Source organism: Streptomyces sp. NPDC059994, from assembly GCF_042737755.1.
Lineage (GTDB): Bacteria > Actinomycetota > Actinomycetes > Streptomycetales > Streptomycetaceae > Streptomyces.
Genome location: NZ_JBHWUR010000040.1, coordinates 1 through 14,998, shown reverse-complemented (window position 1 = coordinate 14,998; position 14,998 = coordinate 1). Strand labels below are relative to the sequence as shown.

16 protein-coding genes are annotated in these 14,998 nt (G+C 70.8%); 8 read left to right on the top strand and 8 right to left on the bottom strand.

The window, feature by feature from the left end:
- Window positions 1-84 precede the first annotated feature (84 nt).
- Both folE and ACFWA7_RS20880 read left to right on the top strand, forming a co-directional pair.
- A complete protein-coding gene (gene folE / locus ACFWA7_RS20885) occupies window positions 85-690 on the top strand; it encodes a GTP cyclohydrolase I FolE (RefSeq protein ID WP_385539585.1) in 606 nt (201 codons plus the stop codon).
- Between the two features lie 397 nt (window positions 691-1,087).
- Window positions 1,088-1,420, top strand: coding sequence for a hypothetical protein (locus tag ACFWA7_RS20880; RefSeq protein ID WP_385824491.1), 333 nt, complete (start codon window positions 1,088-1,090; stop codon window positions 1,418-1,420).
- Between the two features lie 21 nt (window positions 1,421-1,441).
- On the opposite strand, the gene ACFWA7_RS20875 is transcribed toward ACFWA7_RS20880, so the two are convergent.
- From ACFWA7_RS20875 to ACFWA7_RS20850, 6 genes are all read right to left on the bottom strand, one after another.
- Window positions 1,442-1,921 (bottom strand): DUF3180 domain-containing protein, encoded by a 480-nt coding sequence (locus ACFWA7_RS20875; RefSeq protein ID WP_371653972.1) that lies wholly within the window; start codon window positions 1,919-1,921, stop codon window positions 1,442-1,444.
- Between the two features lie 50 nt (window positions 1,922-1,971).
- The gene (gene folK / locus ACFWA7_RS20870; protein ID WP_385539588.1) at window positions 1,972-2,586 is read right to left on the bottom strand and encodes a 2-amino-4-hydroxy-6-hydroxymethyldihydropteridine diphosphokinase; all 615 of its coding nucleotides are present in this window, start codon (window positions 2,584-2,586) and stop codon (window positions 1,972-1,974) included.
- Window positions 2,583-2,942: a dihydroneopterin aldolase gene (gene folB / locus ACFWA7_RS20865; protein WP_371653974.1), complete on the bottom strand. Its 360-nt coding sequence runs from the start codon at window positions 2,940-2,942 to the stop codon at window positions 2,583-2,585. Before folB ends, folK begins: the two co-directional genes overlap by 4 nt.
- 205 nt (window positions 2,943-3,147) lie before the next feature.
- Window positions 3,148-3,609, bottom strand: coding sequence for a nuclear transport factor 2 family protein (locus ACFWA7_RS20860; protein ID WP_385539590.1), 462 nt, complete (start codon window positions 3,607-3,609; stop codon window positions 3,148-3,150).
- Complete coding sequence (folP, locus tag ACFWA7_RS20855) at window positions 3,606-4,499, bottom strand: dihydropteroate synthase (RefSeq protein WP_385824489.1); 894 nt, start codon at window positions 4,497-4,499, stop codon at window positions 3,606-3,608. The genes ACFWA7_RS20860 and folP overlap by 4 nt, the downstream gene beginning before the upstream one ends.
- Before the next feature lie 53 nt (window positions 4,500-4,552).
- Entirely contained in the window at window positions 4,553-5,035 is a 483-nt protein-coding gene (locus tag ACFWA7_RS20850; protein WP_385539594.1) for a MarR family winged helix-turn-helix transcriptional regulator, read from the bottom strand.
- A 172-nt stretch (window positions 5,036-5,207) separates the two neighbouring features.
- On the opposite strand from ACFWA7_RS20850, the gene ACFWA7_RS20845 reads away from it, so the two are divergent.
- Window positions 5,208-6,764, top strand: coding sequence for an MFS transporter (locus ACFWA7_RS20845; protein ID WP_385824487.1), 1,557 nt, complete (start codon window positions 5,208-5,210; stop codon window positions 6,762-6,764).
- A 208-nt stretch (window positions 6,765-6,972) separates the two neighbouring features.
- Here the strand turns inward: ACFWA7_RS20845 and ACFWA7_RS20840 are convergent, their stop codons facing one another.
- Window positions 6,973-8,820: a phosphatidylglycerol lysyltransferase domain-containing protein gene (locus tag ACFWA7_RS20840; protein ID WP_385539598.1), complete on the bottom strand. Its 1,848-nt coding sequence runs from the start codon at window positions 8,818-8,820 to the stop codon at window positions 6,973-6,975.
- 153 nt (window positions 8,821-8,973) lie between these two features.
- On the opposite strand from ACFWA7_RS20840, the gene ACFWA7_RS20835 reads away from it, so the two are divergent.
- Window positions 8,974-10,086: an alpha/beta hydrolase gene (locus tag ACFWA7_RS20835; RefSeq protein WP_385539600.1), complete on the top strand. Its 1,113-nt coding sequence runs from the start codon at window positions 8,974-8,976 to the stop codon at window positions 10,084-10,086.
- Here ACFWA7_RS20835 and ACFWA7_RS20830 read toward each other — a convergent pair.
- A complete protein-coding gene (locus tag ACFWA7_RS20830; protein WP_385539601.1) occupies window positions 10,073-11,236 on the bottom strand; it encodes an ABC transporter ATP-binding protein in 1,164 nt (387 codons plus the stop codon). The genes ACFWA7_RS20835 and ACFWA7_RS20830 overlap by 14 nt on opposite strands.
- 177 nt (window positions 11,237-11,413) lie before the next feature.
- On the opposite strand from ACFWA7_RS20830, the gene ACFWA7_RS20825 reads away from it, so the two are divergent.
- From ACFWA7_RS20825 to ACFWA7_RS20810, 4 genes are all read left to right on the top strand, one after another.
- A complete protein-coding gene (locus tag ACFWA7_RS20825; protein WP_385539603.1) occupies window positions 11,414-12,100 on the top strand; it encodes an ABC transporter permease in 687 nt (228 codons plus the stop codon).
- Complete coding sequence (locus ACFWA7_RS20820; protein ID WP_385539614.1) at window positions 12,100-12,786, top strand: ABC transporter permease; 687 nt, start codon at window positions 12,100-12,102, stop codon at window positions 12,784-12,786. The genes ACFWA7_RS20825 and ACFWA7_RS20820 overlap by 1 nt, the downstream gene beginning before the upstream one ends.
- Before the next feature lie 53 nt (window positions 12,787-12,839).
- Window positions 12,840-13,820, top strand: a complete 981-nt coding sequence (locus ACFWA7_RS20815; protein ID WP_385824485.1) for an ABC transporter substrate-binding protein — start codon at window positions 12,840-12,842, stop codon at window positions 13,818-13,820.
- A 96-nt stretch (window positions 13,821-13,916) separates the two neighbouring features.
- The gene (locus ACFWA7_RS20810; RefSeq protein ID WP_385824484.1) at window positions 13,917-14,981 is read left to right on the top strand and encodes a hypothetical protein; all 1,065 of its coding nucleotides are present in this window, start codon (window positions 13,917-13,919) and stop codon (window positions 14,979-14,981) included.
- Window positions 14,982-14,998 lie beyond the last annotated feature (17 nt).

The window sequence follows — 14,998 nt, the reverse complement described above, 5'->3', positions numbered from 1 at the left end:
TGCACGCCGCGCCCCCCAGGTTTTAGCCTGTGGGGGCGCGGCGCTTTCGTACACCCGTGCACACGAACCAGGAACGAGGCACAGATGACCGACCCGGTGACGCTGGACGGCGAGGGTTCCATCGGCGAATTCGACGAGAAGCGCGCCGAGAACGCCGTACGCGAACTCCTCATCGCGGTCGGCGAGGACCCGGAACGGGAAGGGCTGCGGGACACGCCGGGGCGGGTGGCGCGGGCCTATCGGGAGATCCTGGCCGGTCTCTGGCAGGAGCCCGAGGACGTCCTGACGACGACGTTCGACTTGGGGCACGACGAGATGGTCCTGGTGAAGGACATCGAAATCGTGTCTTTGTGTGAACATCACCTGCTCCCGTTCCATGGAGTGGCCCACGTCGGCTACATCCCGGCCGACACGGGCAAGATCACCGGCCTGTCGAAGCTGGCCCGGCTGGTGGACGTGTACGCCCGCCGGCCGCAGGTCCAGGAGCGCCTGACCACGCAGATCGCGGACTCGCTGATGCGGATCCTGGAGGCGCGCGGCGCGATCGTGGTGATCGAGGCCGAGCACATGTGCATGTCGGTGCGCGGCATCCGCAAGCCGGGCGCGAAGACCACCACGTCTGCGGTGCGCGGACAGCTGCGCGACGCGAGCACACGGGCCGAGGCGATGAGCCTGATACTGGCGCGGTAGTCCGGTGGTCCGGTGGTCAGTGGTGCCGGTACGGCCCCGGATCAGGGAATCGATCGCTGATCCGGGGGATGGTGATGGGGTACCGGGTTCCGAGCCGTCAGACGGTGAACGTGGTCGGCGGTCGGGCACGAGCGCGGACGTGACCGCGGGCACCCGCCTGTGGACGCTCGACGAAAGCGCAGTGCTCAGACCTCCGGCGCGGACGTGAAGGCGGCCACCGTCGGGCTACCTGGGAAGAGACTTGCCGGGTTTCCGGGCTCGCGTCGTCTCGTCGTACCTCGCGGATCTGCTGCGCCAGTACCTCGGCGGAGATGCGCACCCCTGCGCCAGCGCTTCCCGTGCGTCGTGCCGCGCGACCGGGAGGTGTTCGAGGGCTTCCTGGACGGCTGTGGCGGCGGTGACGGCTGCCGCCGTCCGGCGGTGGCCTGCGCGGGTCGTCGCCAGTGCCGACGTCCCGTTCCTGGCGGAGATCGCGAAGGTGGCGGGGGCACGGTTCACGCCCCGCACCGACGGCAAGGTGTCCCGCCTCGTGCTGGCCGACAGCCGGCCCGCCTGCGGCACGTTCCGTGCCGAGCGGCATCCGCTTGAGCTGACGGAGTCGGCATGGACCGAGGTGCACGAGGTGCGCTTGCGGGCCGTGCCCGACAAGCTGTTCACCCTGCACGGCTTCCGGCTGGAGCCGCACCCCGCCGCCCTCGTGAACGGCCACCTCGTACGCCAGGCGTGGTGACGGGGACCGGGAAGCGCCCCCTCACACCGCCGGAGCCTTGCCCTCGTCCTCGTCGTCCGGGAGTTTGCAGACGCGTTCCAGGAAGAACGCCGCCGCCACCACCGCGATGCCGGCCGCTACCGAGAAGGCCGCGTAGATGGCCTGGTCGCGGCGGGCCGGGATGTCCAGGGAGCCGAGGAGGAAGACGCCCGTCCCTCCGTACATCCCCGAGACCAGGGCGGCCACCAGTGCGCTGGACTGGCCGAAGACCACGGCGCGGGCCGCCATCAGGGGCTCGACGCCCTTCGCGCCGGGGCGGCGCTCGCGCTGGGCGCGCAGGCGGGAGCGGATGGACAGGGCCGTGGCGAAGAGGGTGACCGCGATCACGGCCAGCACGATCGGCGCGGCCAGCGGGACGCTCGGCAGGGTGCCCAGGGAGTCCCACAGCCGGGCGCCTGCCCAAGAGAGCACTCCGGCGACGGCGAAGAGTCCCGCCAGTACGCCCAGCCTCAGTTGTTTCACCGAAGAGTGCCCTTCGTGTCGGAACTTACTCGCCGTCAGCAGCCTAACGACTACTCGGGCAGGCGGAGTTCCAGGTCGGCGCGCGGCAGCACGCCTTCGCGGCCGATCGCGGCGAGCAGCGCGGCGACCGGGCCGCGGCCGGGCAGCTGGGCCTCCGGGTCCACGTCCTGCCAGGGGGCGAGGACGAACGCCCGCTCGTGGGCGCGCGGGTGGGGCAGCGTCAGTACCGGGTCGTCCACGATGAGATCGGCGTAGGCAACGATGTCCACGTCGATCGTGCGCGGGCCCCAGCGCTCGTCGCGGACCCGGTCGAAGGCTTCCTCGATGGCCTGGCCGCGTTCCAGGAGGGAGGTCGGGGGGAGTGTCGTCTTCACCACGACCACCGCGTTGAAGTACGAGGGCTGGGAGCCGGGGGCGACTCCCCACGGCTCCGTCTCGTACACCGGGGAGACCGCCTTGACCCGCAGGCCGGGCGTGTCCTCCAGCGCGTCGATCGCGCCCTGGAGCGTCTCCAGGCGGTTGCCGAGGTTGGAGCCGAGGGAGATCACGGCGCGTTTCGGGTTGGACAGGGTGACGTCGGCCGCGTCCACCTGCTCGACCACGGAGGCGGGCACCGGCTGCACGGTCGGGTCGCTCTGCGGGCTCTCGTGGGAGAACACAGTCATACTCGGCTCCGGGTGATGGTGATGGTCACGTCGTCGAAGGGGACGGTGATCGGCGCGTCCGGCTTGTGGACGCACACCTCCACCTGCTGGACCCCCGCGTGCTTCAGGCACTGCTGGGCGATGCGCTCGGCCAGCGTCTCGATCAGGTCGACCGGCTCGCCCTGGACGACATCCACGACTTCCTCGGCCACCACTCCGTAGTGCACGGTCTTCGCCAGGTCGTCGTCCTCCGCCGCGGGGCGGGTGTCGAGGCCGAGCACCAGGTCCACGATGAAGGTCTGGCCCTCTTCGCGCTCCCGGGGGAAGACGCCATGGTGCCCACGGGCCTTGAGGCCGCGCAGCGCGACACGATCCACGCGAATCACTCCTGCTGTCGTTGGTCGGTCGGGCACGGCCGCGTGCGGGCGGCTCCGTACCCACCATCGAATCTACCTGCGGGCACTGACAACGCTCGCCCACGGGGGCTATGGACAGACGGCGTCGGGACTGGTACCCGCCCCTACCCCGAGCCGCCTGTTTCAATCCTCGGAATCCCCCTCTTCAACCAACGGGAGCCCGGGCTCAGTCCTCGGAACCCTCGTCCTCGCCCGTTTCCGCCAGGACGGGGGAGCCGTGGTGGGACCAGAGCTTCCAGCCCTCGGATGTGCGGCGGAACACATTGGTGGCGACCACGAGCTGGCCCACCAGCGGCCCGAGCTCGCCGCTCTCCTGCGCGGGGCCGCCGCTGAGGATGTTCTCGGTGCAGGTGACCAGGGCGGTGTCGGTGAGGACGACGACCTTCACATCGGTGAGGAAGAACTGGATGTACTCGGTGTTCGCCATGATCAGCGCGTACGAGCGGAGCACCTCGCCGCGGCCGGAGAGGACCGGCCAGCCCGGGTGGACGCAGGAGATCGAGGTGTCCCCGGCGTCGGTGGCGCTCAGCCAGAGCTCGGAGAGCTCGTCGAAGTCGCCGCGCTCCAGCGTCTCGTAGAACGCGGTGTTGGCCAGCTCGACGGCCTCCACGTCGGTGCGGGCCGTCACGCGGTTTCCCCGGTGGGCCCGGCCGCGCGGCCTGCCGCTCCTTCGACCGCGCGCGCGACGCGTACGGCGTCGGCCGTGGCGCGGACCTCGTGGACCCGGACCGCCCAGGCGCCCTCGTGGGCGGCGATGGCGGAGACGGCGGCCGTGGCGGCGTCCCGTTCGCGGGCGGGGGGCGGGCCGGAGCCGTCCCCGGCGAGTACGCGGCCGAGGAAGCGCTTGCGGGAGGCTGCGACGAGCAGCGGGTGGCCCAGGGCGCGCAGCTCGGCCAGGTGGGCGACGAGCGCCAGGTCGTGTTCGGCCTGCTTGGCGAAGCCGAGGCCGGGGTCGATGACGATCCGCTCGGGGGCGATGCCGCCGGCGACGACGGCCTCCACGCGCGCGTGGAGCTCGGCGACGACTTCGGCGACCACGTCCGCGTACACCGCGCGGCTGTTCATGTCCTGGCTGAAGCCGCGCCAGTGCATGACGACGAAGGGGGCTCCGGCGGCGGCCACCACGGGGATCATGTCCGGGTCGGCGAGGCCGCCGCTGACGTCGTTGACCAGCAACGCGCCCGCCGCGACGGCCTGTTCGGCGACGCGGGCGCGCATGGTGTCGACGGAGACGGTGACGCCCTCGGAGGCGAGGCCGCGCACCACGGGGACGACCCGGCGCAGCTCCTCGTCCTCATCGACGCGGGAGGCGCCGGGGCGGGTCGACTCGCCGCCGACGTCCACCAGGTCGGCGCCCTCGGCGACGAGGTCGAGGCCGTGCTTGACGGCGGCGGCGGTGTCGAACCAGCGCCCGCCGTCGGAGAAGGAGTCGGGCGTGACGTTGACCACGCCCATGACCGCACAGCGGTCCCACTCGGGCAGCCCGGCCACCGTGCCCCGTCGGCGCAACGTACTCATACGTCCAGCGTAGGCGTCAGCCGGTGGTACTCGGACCAGACGTCGGCCGGACCTCAGCCGAAGGTGCGCGGGCGGGTGCCGGGCCGGGCGGCGGGGCCTGCGAACAGGCGCCGCAGCAGTTCGTGGAGGGCGCCGCGGTCGGCGCCGTCCAGCGCGTCCAGGGCGCTGTGGGTGCCGTGCATGCCCGCCCGGATCGATTCGACGGCGCGGAGGCCGTCCTCGGTGAGGAGGACGTTCTTGACGCGGCGGTCGGTGGGGCTGGGCTCGCGGCGGACCAGGCCCCTGGTTTCGAGGCGGTCGACGATGCCCGTGATGTTGGAGGCGTCGCAGTGCAGCGTGGTGGCGAGCGAGCGCATGGCGGCGGGGCCGCGGCGCAGGACGGTGAGGGCCTTGGCCTGGCTGGCGGTGAGGCCGGCCTCGGAGGCGGCCGCGGTGAAGTCGCCGTAGTAGTCCGCCAGGGAGTCCCAGAGGGCGTCCATGAGCGCGTCGTTCGTGACGGCGTCGGTCACGGCGGCCGGGCGGCTGGTTCCAGACATGGCGCCACCTTACCGCGAGAAACTTGACGATCTCAACCTTTGAGGTTTACCGTCACTCTAGTTGCTTGGGGTAATCAAGCGCTTGAGGTAGTCAAGCATCCAAGAGAAGCATCCAAGAGCGTCGAAGACCTCAAGCGAGACCCCCTCCCTACGTACTCCTACGGAAGAAACCGTGACTCCCACACATCACGTGGCGCCCACGCGCCCCACCGGCGGCCCCGCGCTCGTCCTGGTCCTCGGGCTGGCCGCCATGGTCGTCTCGATGATGCAGACCCTGGTCGTGCCGATCCTCGGCATCATCCAGAACGACCTCGGCACCTCCACCGCCAACGTCAGCTGGGTCACCACCGCGACCCTCCTCTCCGCCGCCGTCTTCACCCCGCTGCTCGGCCGCTTCGGCGACATGCACGGCAAGAAGCCCACGCTCATAGGCGTCCTGGTGCTGATGGTGGCGGGCTCGGTGCTCGCGGCCACCACCAGCTCGCTGCTCTGGCTGATCATCGGCCGGGTCATGCAGGGCGCCGCCACCGCGATCTTCCCGCTGGCCCTCTCGGTGCTGCGCGAGGAGATCCGCCCGGAGAAGCTGCACGGCGCGATGGCGCTGGTCAGCGGCACCCTGGCGTTCGGCAGCGGCCTCGCCCTGGTGGGCGCCGGCCTGCTGACCCAGGGCGACCACCCCGACTACCACCGCGTCTTCTGGCTGGCCGCCGTGCTGGCCGTCGTCGCCCTGGTCGCCGTCGTCGCGGGCGTCCCGGCCTCGCGCCACAAGCCCGGCGGGCGCACCGACTGGCTCGGCGCGGGCACGCTGGCCGCCCTCCTGGTCCTCCTGCTGCTGCCGATCTCGCAGGGCCACGAGTGGGGCTGGACCTCGGTCCGCACCCTCGGCCTCTTCGTCGCCGCCGTCGTCATGGCCGGGGTCTGGGTCCTGGTCGAGCGCAAGGTCAAGTCGCCCATGGTGGACATGAAGATGTTCGCCCACCGCCCGGTGCTCTTCACCAACCTGGCCGGTCTGCTGCTCGGCTTCGCGATGTTCTCGCAGTTCATCGGCGTCTCGTACCTGGTGCAGATGCCGGAGAAGGTCACCGGTTACGGCTTCACCGCGTCGGTGCTGCGCGCCTCCGTCGAGTACCTGCTGCCCACCACGATCATGTCGCTGCTCGCGGCCCAGATCGGCGGCATGCTGGTCCGCCGCATCGGCGCCCGCTTCACGCTGACGGCCGGTGCCGCGTTCGGTGTCATCGGCTTCGCCTGGCTGACCGGCGCGCACGACTCCGGCGCCTCGGTGATCCTGGCCGGCATGGTGATCGGTGTCGCCATCAGCTTCGGTTACGCGGCGATGCCCGCCCTGATCGTGGCGAGCGTCCCGCACCACCAGACCGGTATCGCCAACGGCATCAACTCGATCTCCCGGTCGGTCGGCAGCGCCATCGCCAGTGCGGTGATCACCTCGCTGCTCGCGTCCAAGACGATCGAGCACCTGCCGGCCGGGGTGCCGCCGCTGCCGCAGGAGAGCCAGTTCACGCTGAGCTTCGCGCTCGCGGGGGCGGCGTTCCTGCTGGTCGTGGTGGTGGCTCTGGTGGGGCTCCACTCCGACCGCCGGCCGAAGCAGCCGGAACAGTCGGAGCAGCCGGAGCAGCCGGAACAGTCGGAGCAGCCGGAGCAGCCGGAACAGTCGGAGCAGCCGGAGGCTGCCGTGACCGAGAAGGCGGCGGAGACGGCGTCCGCGTAAGACGAAAAGGGGCCCGGGATTTCTCCCGGGCCCCTTTCGTGCTGTCTGGTCGGCTGCGGACCGTGGGGGTTGCTCGCTCCCCCAAGTTCTCGGCTTCGCTCGAACAGGGGGGACCCCCATCGCGGCGGAGCCGCGAATGTCACAGCCCCGCGCCCCTCGAAGGGCGGCTCCGCCCCCTTAAGGCGCTACGCCGCCCGTACTTAAGGCGCTACGCCGCCCGTACCGCTCTCTCGCCCTCCGGCGCCGCCAGGTGTGCGCACGGGCGCTTGCGGTGGGCGCGGCTGAAGCGGGTGAACGGGCGCGGCAGGGCGAAGTTCACGAAGCCCTCGGCCTGCATCACCGCGAAGCCGATGCGCGGCAGGTCGCCGTGGGCCCGGTAGACCATGAAGCGCGGCTCCCAGCGTGGCTGGAACTTCGCATTGAACTTGTACAGCGACTCAATCTGGAACCAGCGGGACAGGAAGACCAGCAGTCCGCGCCAGAGCCGCAGCACCGGGCCGGCGCCGATCTTCTCGCCCCGCGCCAGCGCGGAACGGAACATCGCGAAGTTCAGGGAGACGTGTTCGATGCCGATCTTGGGCGCCGCCTGCAGCGCGGCGACGATCAGCAGCTCGTTCATACCCGGGTCGGCGGAGCGGTCGCGGCGCATCAGCTCCAGCGACATTCCGTCGGCGCCCCAGGGGACGAAGTGAATCATTGCCTTGAGGTCGCCGTACGGGCCCGGCTCGCCCGAGCCGTCGTCGTCGGCCTTGTGGGCGGTGGCGATCACGCAGTCGCCGTCGCCCGGGTCGCCGATCCGCCCCAGCGCCATGGAGAAGCCGCGCTCGGTGTCGGTGCCGCGCCAGTCCTCGGCGGCCCGCCGGATCCGTTCCAGCTCACCTACGGAGAGATCACGGACGCGCCGTACGCGGGTTTCGTAGCCATTGCGCTCGATGCGCTTGACCATCTGGCGTACGTTCCGCATGGCGCGCCCGGAAAGGGAGAAATCCGCGGCGTCCACCACCGCCTCGTCGCCCAGTTCCAGGGCGTCGAGCCCGGTCTCGCGGGTCCACACCTCGCCGCCCGTCTCCGAGCAGCCGACCACGGCCGGGGTCCAGGAGTGGGCCTTGGCCTCGTCCATGAACCGCTCGATGGCGCCGGGCCAGGCCTCGACGTCGCCGATGGGGTCGCCCGACGCGAGCATCACACCGGAGACCACGCGGTAGGTGACGGCCGCCTTGCCGCTGGGGGAGAAGACGACCGCCTTGTCGCGGCGGAGCGCGAAGTGGCCGAGCGAGTCGCGGGCGCCGTGCTTGGCGAGCAGGTCGCGCAGCTGGCGCTCGTCGTCCTCGGTGAGCCGGGCGGCCGGGTGCTCGGGGCGGAAGGCCAGGTAGATGGTGGTGATCGCGGTCAGCAGGCCGAGCGCGCCCAGCGAATAGGCGACGGTCCAGCTGGTGTCGCCCGCGTACTCGACGGGGCCCTCGAAGCCGAACAGGCCGTACATCACATGCTGGATCCGGTCGGCGATCGACGGGTTGCCGACGACCCGGCCCGGGTGGACCGAGACGATCACCAGGCCCAGGCCCAGCGAACCGGAGCCGAGCAGGATGAAGTTGGCCAGCGCCTTCCAGCGGCTGCGCGGGTCGGGCAGTGCGGTGAACTCGCTGCGGTGCCTGACCAGCAGCACCAGCAGGGCGACCGAGATCAGTACGCCGACGATCGAGTGGCGGTAGAGGAACTGGGCCACCGCGCCGATCGGCAGCAGGGCGACCGCGGCCCGCCAGGCCCGCCGCTTGCGCCGCTTCAGACCGTGGGCCAGGAGCAGCAGCAGGACGCCGGTGCTCAGCGCCAGGGCCGCCGCGAAGGGGCCCGTCGTACCGGGCAGGACCTCGCTGACGGCGTGCATCCGGCTGGCGCGGAAGCGCGGGAAGATGCCGGCGGCGATGTTGAGCAGGCCGACAAATGTCGCGGCCGTGCCGACCAGTGTAGGTACCGTCTCGGGGCGCGGTCCGCGGAGGACTTTGCGCGCGCCGGCCGGAACCGAACCCTTTTTGTCCCCATCTATCCTGACAGACATCGCTTCCCGTGACTCCGCGAGAGATTCTGTTGTCCGCCACAGTGACAAGGTCGCCGCTGTGTTTTGGACAATTTGCGCCCTCTAGGACGGCACTTCCCGGGGGCGGGTTCCCTCGGCCTCAGGAAAATCTCAGTCAGAAAGTTTCGACGACTCATGGGTCTCACGAGCAACAAGGTTCTGGCGCTCGCCGTCGTACTGGCGGTGGTGCTGTTCGCGCTCACCATCTGGCTCTGGCCGAAGCTGGCCAACCGCAGCTGGCGAGCCGTCCTGGGCCGGGTCGGCCTGCTCCTCGGCACACAGCTGATGCTCTTCGCCTCGGTGGGCCTCGCGGCCAACAACTCCTTCCTCTTCTACGGCTCGTGGGCGGACCTCTTCGGCCAGGAGAACGGCATGGGCGTGGTGGTCGACCACTCCGCCGGAAGCAAGGACATCAAGGTCACGGGGAAGCAGAAGCCCGACACCCCCGGTGCCGGCAGCCCCGCGGCGGGGGGTGAGATCCAGAAGGTGGTCGTCCAGGGCCAACGCTCCAGAATAGCCAGCCCCGCCTACGTCTATCTGCCCCCCGAGTACTTCCAGAAGAAGTACGAGAACCAGAAGTTCCCGGCCGCCGTGGTGCTGACCGGCTATCCGGGCACCGCGGAGAACCTGATCAAAGGGCTGAGGTACCCGAAGACGGCATGGGCGCAGGTCAAGCAGAAGAAGGCGCAGCCGATGATCCTCGTGATGATGCGCCCGACGGTGGCGCCGCCGAGGGACACCGAGTGTGTGGACGTCCCGGGCGGCCCGCAGACCGAGACCTTCTTCGCCAAGGACCTCCCGAAGGCCGTCTCGCAGACGTACCGGGTCGGCACCAAGCCGCAGAACTGGGGCTTCATCGGGAACTCGACCGGCGGCTACTGCGCGTTGAAGATCGGCATCCACCACCCGGAGACCTTCGGCGCCAGCGCCGGCCTCTCGGCGTACTACAAGGCCGCCAGCGACCCGACCACCGGTGATCTCTTCCATGGCGACAAGGCCGCGAAGAATCGTTCCAACCTGCTGTGGGCGCTCGACCACGTGGCGCCGGCCAAGTCGTCGTTCCTGGTCACCAGCTCCAAGTCGGGCGAGGACAACCTCAAGCCGACGCTGAGGTTCATCGAGAAGGTGAAGTCGCCCGCGCGCGTCTCGTCGATCACGCTCGACAGCGGCGGGCACAACTTCAACACCTGGCGGCGGGAGATCCCGCCGGTCCTGGAGTGGATCAGCAGCCGCCTCAGCGCGAACTGATCGATTCCACTTCCACTTCCGTACGGGGGACGGCCTGGGCGTCCGCGTCGATCGAGCGGCGCAGCGCCTCGTGCAGCCGGGCCGGGGTGAGGACGCCGAGGAAGCGGCCCGTCCCCTCGTGGTCGATGACCGCGATCCACCCCGCGTCGTGCTGGAGCATCGTCGCGAACGCCTGCTTCAGGGAGGCGCCGAGCGGCAGCCAGGCCTCCATCCGGCGGGCGTGCTCGCGCACGGTCGCCTTACGGGTCCCTTCGCCTGCCAGGGCGGCCTTCTCGGCGGAGATCCAGCCGTGCAGGTCCCCGGAGGCGTCCAGGACCACCGCCCAGGGGGCGCCGAGGTCGCGGGGGAGCGGGTCGTCGAGCCGGACCACCGGCGGCTGCTCCAGGTCGCTCTCCTCGATGGGTGTCACCGAGAGCCGCTTCAGGCCCCGGTCCGCGCCGACGAAGTCCGCGACATAGGGGGTCGCGGGGGTGCCGAGGACGGCCGCCGGGGCGTCCAGCTGCTCGATGCGCCCCTGCCCGTACACCGCGATGCGGTCGCCGAGGCGGACCGCCTCCTCGATGTCGTGGGTGACGAACAGCACGGTCTTGCGGACCTGCGACTGGAGCCTGAGGAACTCGTTCTGCAGCCGTTCGCGCACCACCGGGTCGACCGCGCCGAACGGCTCGTCCATCAGGAGCACCGGCGGGTCGGCCGCCAGTGCCCGCGCCACGCCCACGCGTTGGCGCTGGCCGCCGGAGAGCTGCTCGGGGTAGCGCGCCCCGTGGACCTTCGGGTCGAGGCCGACCAGGTCGAGCAGTTCGGCCGCGCGCTCACGGGCCTTGGCGCGCTTGACGCCGAGCAGGTGCGGGACGGTCGCGGTGTTCTCCAGGACCGTCTTGTGCGGGAAGAGCCCCACCTGCTGGATGACATAGCCGATACGGCGCCGCAATTGCACCGGATCGACGGTGGATATGTCCTCTCCGTCCAGGAATATCCGGCCCTCGGTGGGCTCGATCAGCCGGTTCACCATCTTCATCGTGGTGGTCTTGCCGCAGCCGGACGGCCCGACGAGCGTGACCAGTTCGCCCTCGGCCACTTCGAAGGAGAGGTCGTCGACGGCGCTGGTGCCGTCGGCGTACCGCTTGGTGACGTGCTCGAATCGGATCATGGTTCCCCATTGTCGCCGGTGGTGACCGTGGCTGTGTGAACCCCATGTTGCCGCTCTGTGTTCGATGCGGGGATCCCCCCGCCGGCCCTCGGTGATTGTCAGTGGCGGGGGTTAGGGTCGCCAGACAGACGTTCGGTCGGGGGATTCACGGGATCCGGCGGGGGAGGTGGGGGACGGGTGACTGCGCAGAATTGTTTGGTGCGCAACGACTGGATCTGCTGGGAGTACGTGCGCTCCCGCAGCCAGGAGCTGACCGACGCCACGGTCCAGCACGTCTGGATCACGGTGGTCTCGGTGCTGATCGGGCTGCTGATCGCCTTTCCGCTGGCGCTGCTCGCGCGTGGCCGCCGCTCGGTCGCGGGCGCGGTCCTGACCCTGACGACCGTGCTCTACACGGTGCCGTCGCTGGCGATGTTCTCGCTGCTGCTGCCGGTGTTCGGGCTCTCCGCGTCGCTGGTGGTCACCGGCCTGGTGCTCTACTCGCTGACGATCCTCGTACGGAACATCCTGGCCGGCCTCGAAGCCGTCCCGTCCGAAGTGCGCGAGGCGGCCCGGGGGATGGGGTACGGACGGATACGGCTGCTGTTCGAGGTCGAGCTGCCGCTCGCGCTGCCCGCACTGCTGGCGGGCGTGCGCATCGCGACGGTGTCGACGGTGGCGCTGACCACGGTCGGCTCGGTGGTCGGCAAGGGCGGCCTCGGCAACCTCATAGGCGACGGCGTGCAGTCCACGTTCAAGGCCCAGGTGCTCACCGCCTCGATGCTGTGCGTGCTGCTCGCCCTCGTGGCGGACCTGCTGCTGCTCGGTCTCCAGCGACTGCTCACCCCGTGGACACGCATACGGACGACGGCGGGGGCGCGCTGATGGGGGTCATGGCCGACGCCTGGACCTGGCTGACGACGGGGTCCAACTGGTCGGGCGAGGACGGCGCCTGGCACCGCCTGGCCGAGCACGCGTATGTGAGCGGGGCCTCGCTCCTGGTGGCGTGCGCCATTGCGCTGCCGCTCGCGCTGTGGCTCGGGCACATAGGGCGGGGCGGGGCGCTCGCGGTCAACATCTCCAACGTGGGCCGGGCGGTGCCCGTCTTCGCGGTGCTCGCCCTGCTGATGCTCACCCCGCTGCGCAAGGCCGGGTACGCGCCGACGATCATCGCGCTCGTGCTCTTCGCGGTGCCGCCGCTGCTGACCAACGCGTACGTGGGAATGCGCGAGGTGGACCGGTCGGTGGTGGAGGCGGCGCGAGGGATGGGGATGTCGGGCGGCCAGCTGTTCGCCCGGGTGGAGCTGCCGCTCGCCTACCCGCTGATCATGATCGGGGTGCGTTCGGCCGCGGTGCAGGTGGTGGCCACGGCGACGATCGCCTCCATGGTGGGGCTCGGCGGCCTCGGCCGGATCATCACGGCCGGGTTCGCCACGTACAACACACCGCAGGTGGTCGCGGGGGCGATCCTCGCCGCGCTGCTCGCGTTGCTGGTCGAGGGCGTGCTGGTGGTGGCCGACCGGCTGTTCAGCCCCCTGCGCGCGGTGCGCGGGCGGAGCACGGCCCCGTAACACCCCGGACCCCGAACACGTCGGACTTACGAACTCTCGGATGGTGAACGTTCATGAGCAAGATCCTGCGCACGGCCGGTGCGGTGCTGGGCACGCTGGCGCTGGCCGGGTCGCTGGCCGCGTGCGGCGGCGACAGCCTGGAGAAGGACAAGGGCAGTGGTGGCGGCGCGAGCAGCGGTGGAGGCGGCAAGAAGGGCTCGCTCACCGTCGGCGCCGCCGGCTTCACCGAGTCCGCCGTCCTCGCCGAGCTCTACGCCCAGATCCTGCACGACGCCGGGTACGGAACCTCGATCACCACGGTGAAGAACCGCGAGCTGTATGAACCCGCCCTGGAGAAGGGTGAGATCGACGTCGTTCCGGAATACGCGGCTACGCTTACCGAATTCCTCAACGCCAAGGCCAACGGCGAGAAGGCGAAGGACAAGCCGCTCGCCTCCAGCGACGCCGCGGCGACCGTCGCCGAGCTCACCAGGCTCGCCGCCCCGCGCGGTCTCAAGGCGCTCCCGGCGGGCGCGGCGGTCGACCAGAACGCGTTCGCGGTGACCAAGGAATTCGCCACCAAGAACAACCTCAAGACCCTTTCGGATCTGGGGAAGTCGAAGCTCAAGGTCAAGGTCGCGGCGGGCCCCGAGTGCCCCGTCCGCCCCTTTTGCGCCCCGGGCCTGAAGTCCAGGTACGGCATCGAGGTCGGCGGAATCGACCCCAAGGGCGTCGGCACCCCGCAGGCCAAGCAGGCCGTCAAGGACGGCGTCGACCAGCTGGTGCTGACCACCACGACCGACGCCACCCTGGACCAGTACGGCCTGGTGTTCCTCGAAGACGACAAGAAGCTCCAGAACGCGGACAACGTCCTTCCCGTGGTCAATGCGAAGGAAGCGGGCGCCCAGGAGATAGCCGACGCGCTCGCGAAGCTCACCCACACGCTGACGACCGGCGATCTCGTCGAACTGAACCGCAAGGTGGACGCCGAACGGGCGAAGGCGGCCGACGTCGCGAAGGACTATCTCCAGTCGAAGGGACTGATCAAGAAGTAGCGAAAACCGGGGCCCGGAGAAGACGGTTGGGAGAAGATTCGGGAGATTGGCGGGCGGGGGCTCCATTGGGCGTCTACGCACGGTAAATTTCAGGCCATGCCACGTGGACGCCACCGCCATTCCCCTCCTCTGCACAGGCTCCTCTCACCGTCGGCCGTCGCCGGCGCCGCTGTCTTCTGCGCCGGTGGCGCCTGGCTGTTCGATCAGCCCATGGCACTGCGGGGCCTGGCCGCGGCCGCCGCGGTGGCCGCCGTCACCGGCTCGGTGCTGATGCGCGGCTGGGACCGGGCGGCCGGCCGCCGGGTCGCCGAGCTGACCCGCTCGCGCGCCGCCGACCAGTGGCGCACCGAGGAGCGGATCGCCGAACTGGAGGCGGACCTGGAGGAGTCGCGCGAGCTGCGCGGCCGCCTGGACGCCAAGCTCCGTGCCAAGCGCATGGAGCTGGCCGGGCTGCGCGGTGAACACGCGGCCCTGCTGCGGCGGTACGCGACGGCGGAGACCGAGCGGGCCACCGCCCTGGAGGGCCGCCGCAGGCTCGCCCTGGAGGCCGCCGCCCCCAAGGCGCTGCCCGCCGCGGCCAGTACGCCGACGCCCGCCGCGTACGCGTCCGCCTCCCGGGCGCTGGAGAACCTGCCGTACGCGCGCCGCGCGCAGGAGGCGCGCAGCGCGGCCGCGGCGGTGGAGGAGGCCCGGGCGGCGGCGCGCAAGGCCCCGCAGCCCGTGCGTCCGTCGGCCGTCCCGCCCGCCCTGCCCGCACCGGCGGACCGGAAGGCGGACGAGCCGCAGGGGAAGCACTCGGCGGCCGCCGGGAGCGGGGAGCACGTCCGCCCGTCGTCCGCCGCCCTTCCCGCGCTGCCCGCGGCCCCGAAGCCGGTCGCGGCGGCGGTGGTTCCGTATGTCGCCCGTCCCGCCGTACGGCCCGAGGGCAGCTTCGACTTCTTCGGCACCGCGGCCGAGAAGGAGGCCGCCGAGAGGGAGGCGGTGGAGGCCGCGATAGCGGCGGCCGCGGAGGAGGACCTGGCCGACGTGGTCGGCGAGGAGGTCCTGGCCGAGCGGCCGCACACCCGCCCCGAGCGGGTCGTCGGCAAGGTCATCGACCTGACCGCGCACGACGAGACGGAGCAACTGGACGTGGCGGTGCTGCGGACGGCGATCTCGTAGACGGTACGGAACGGAAC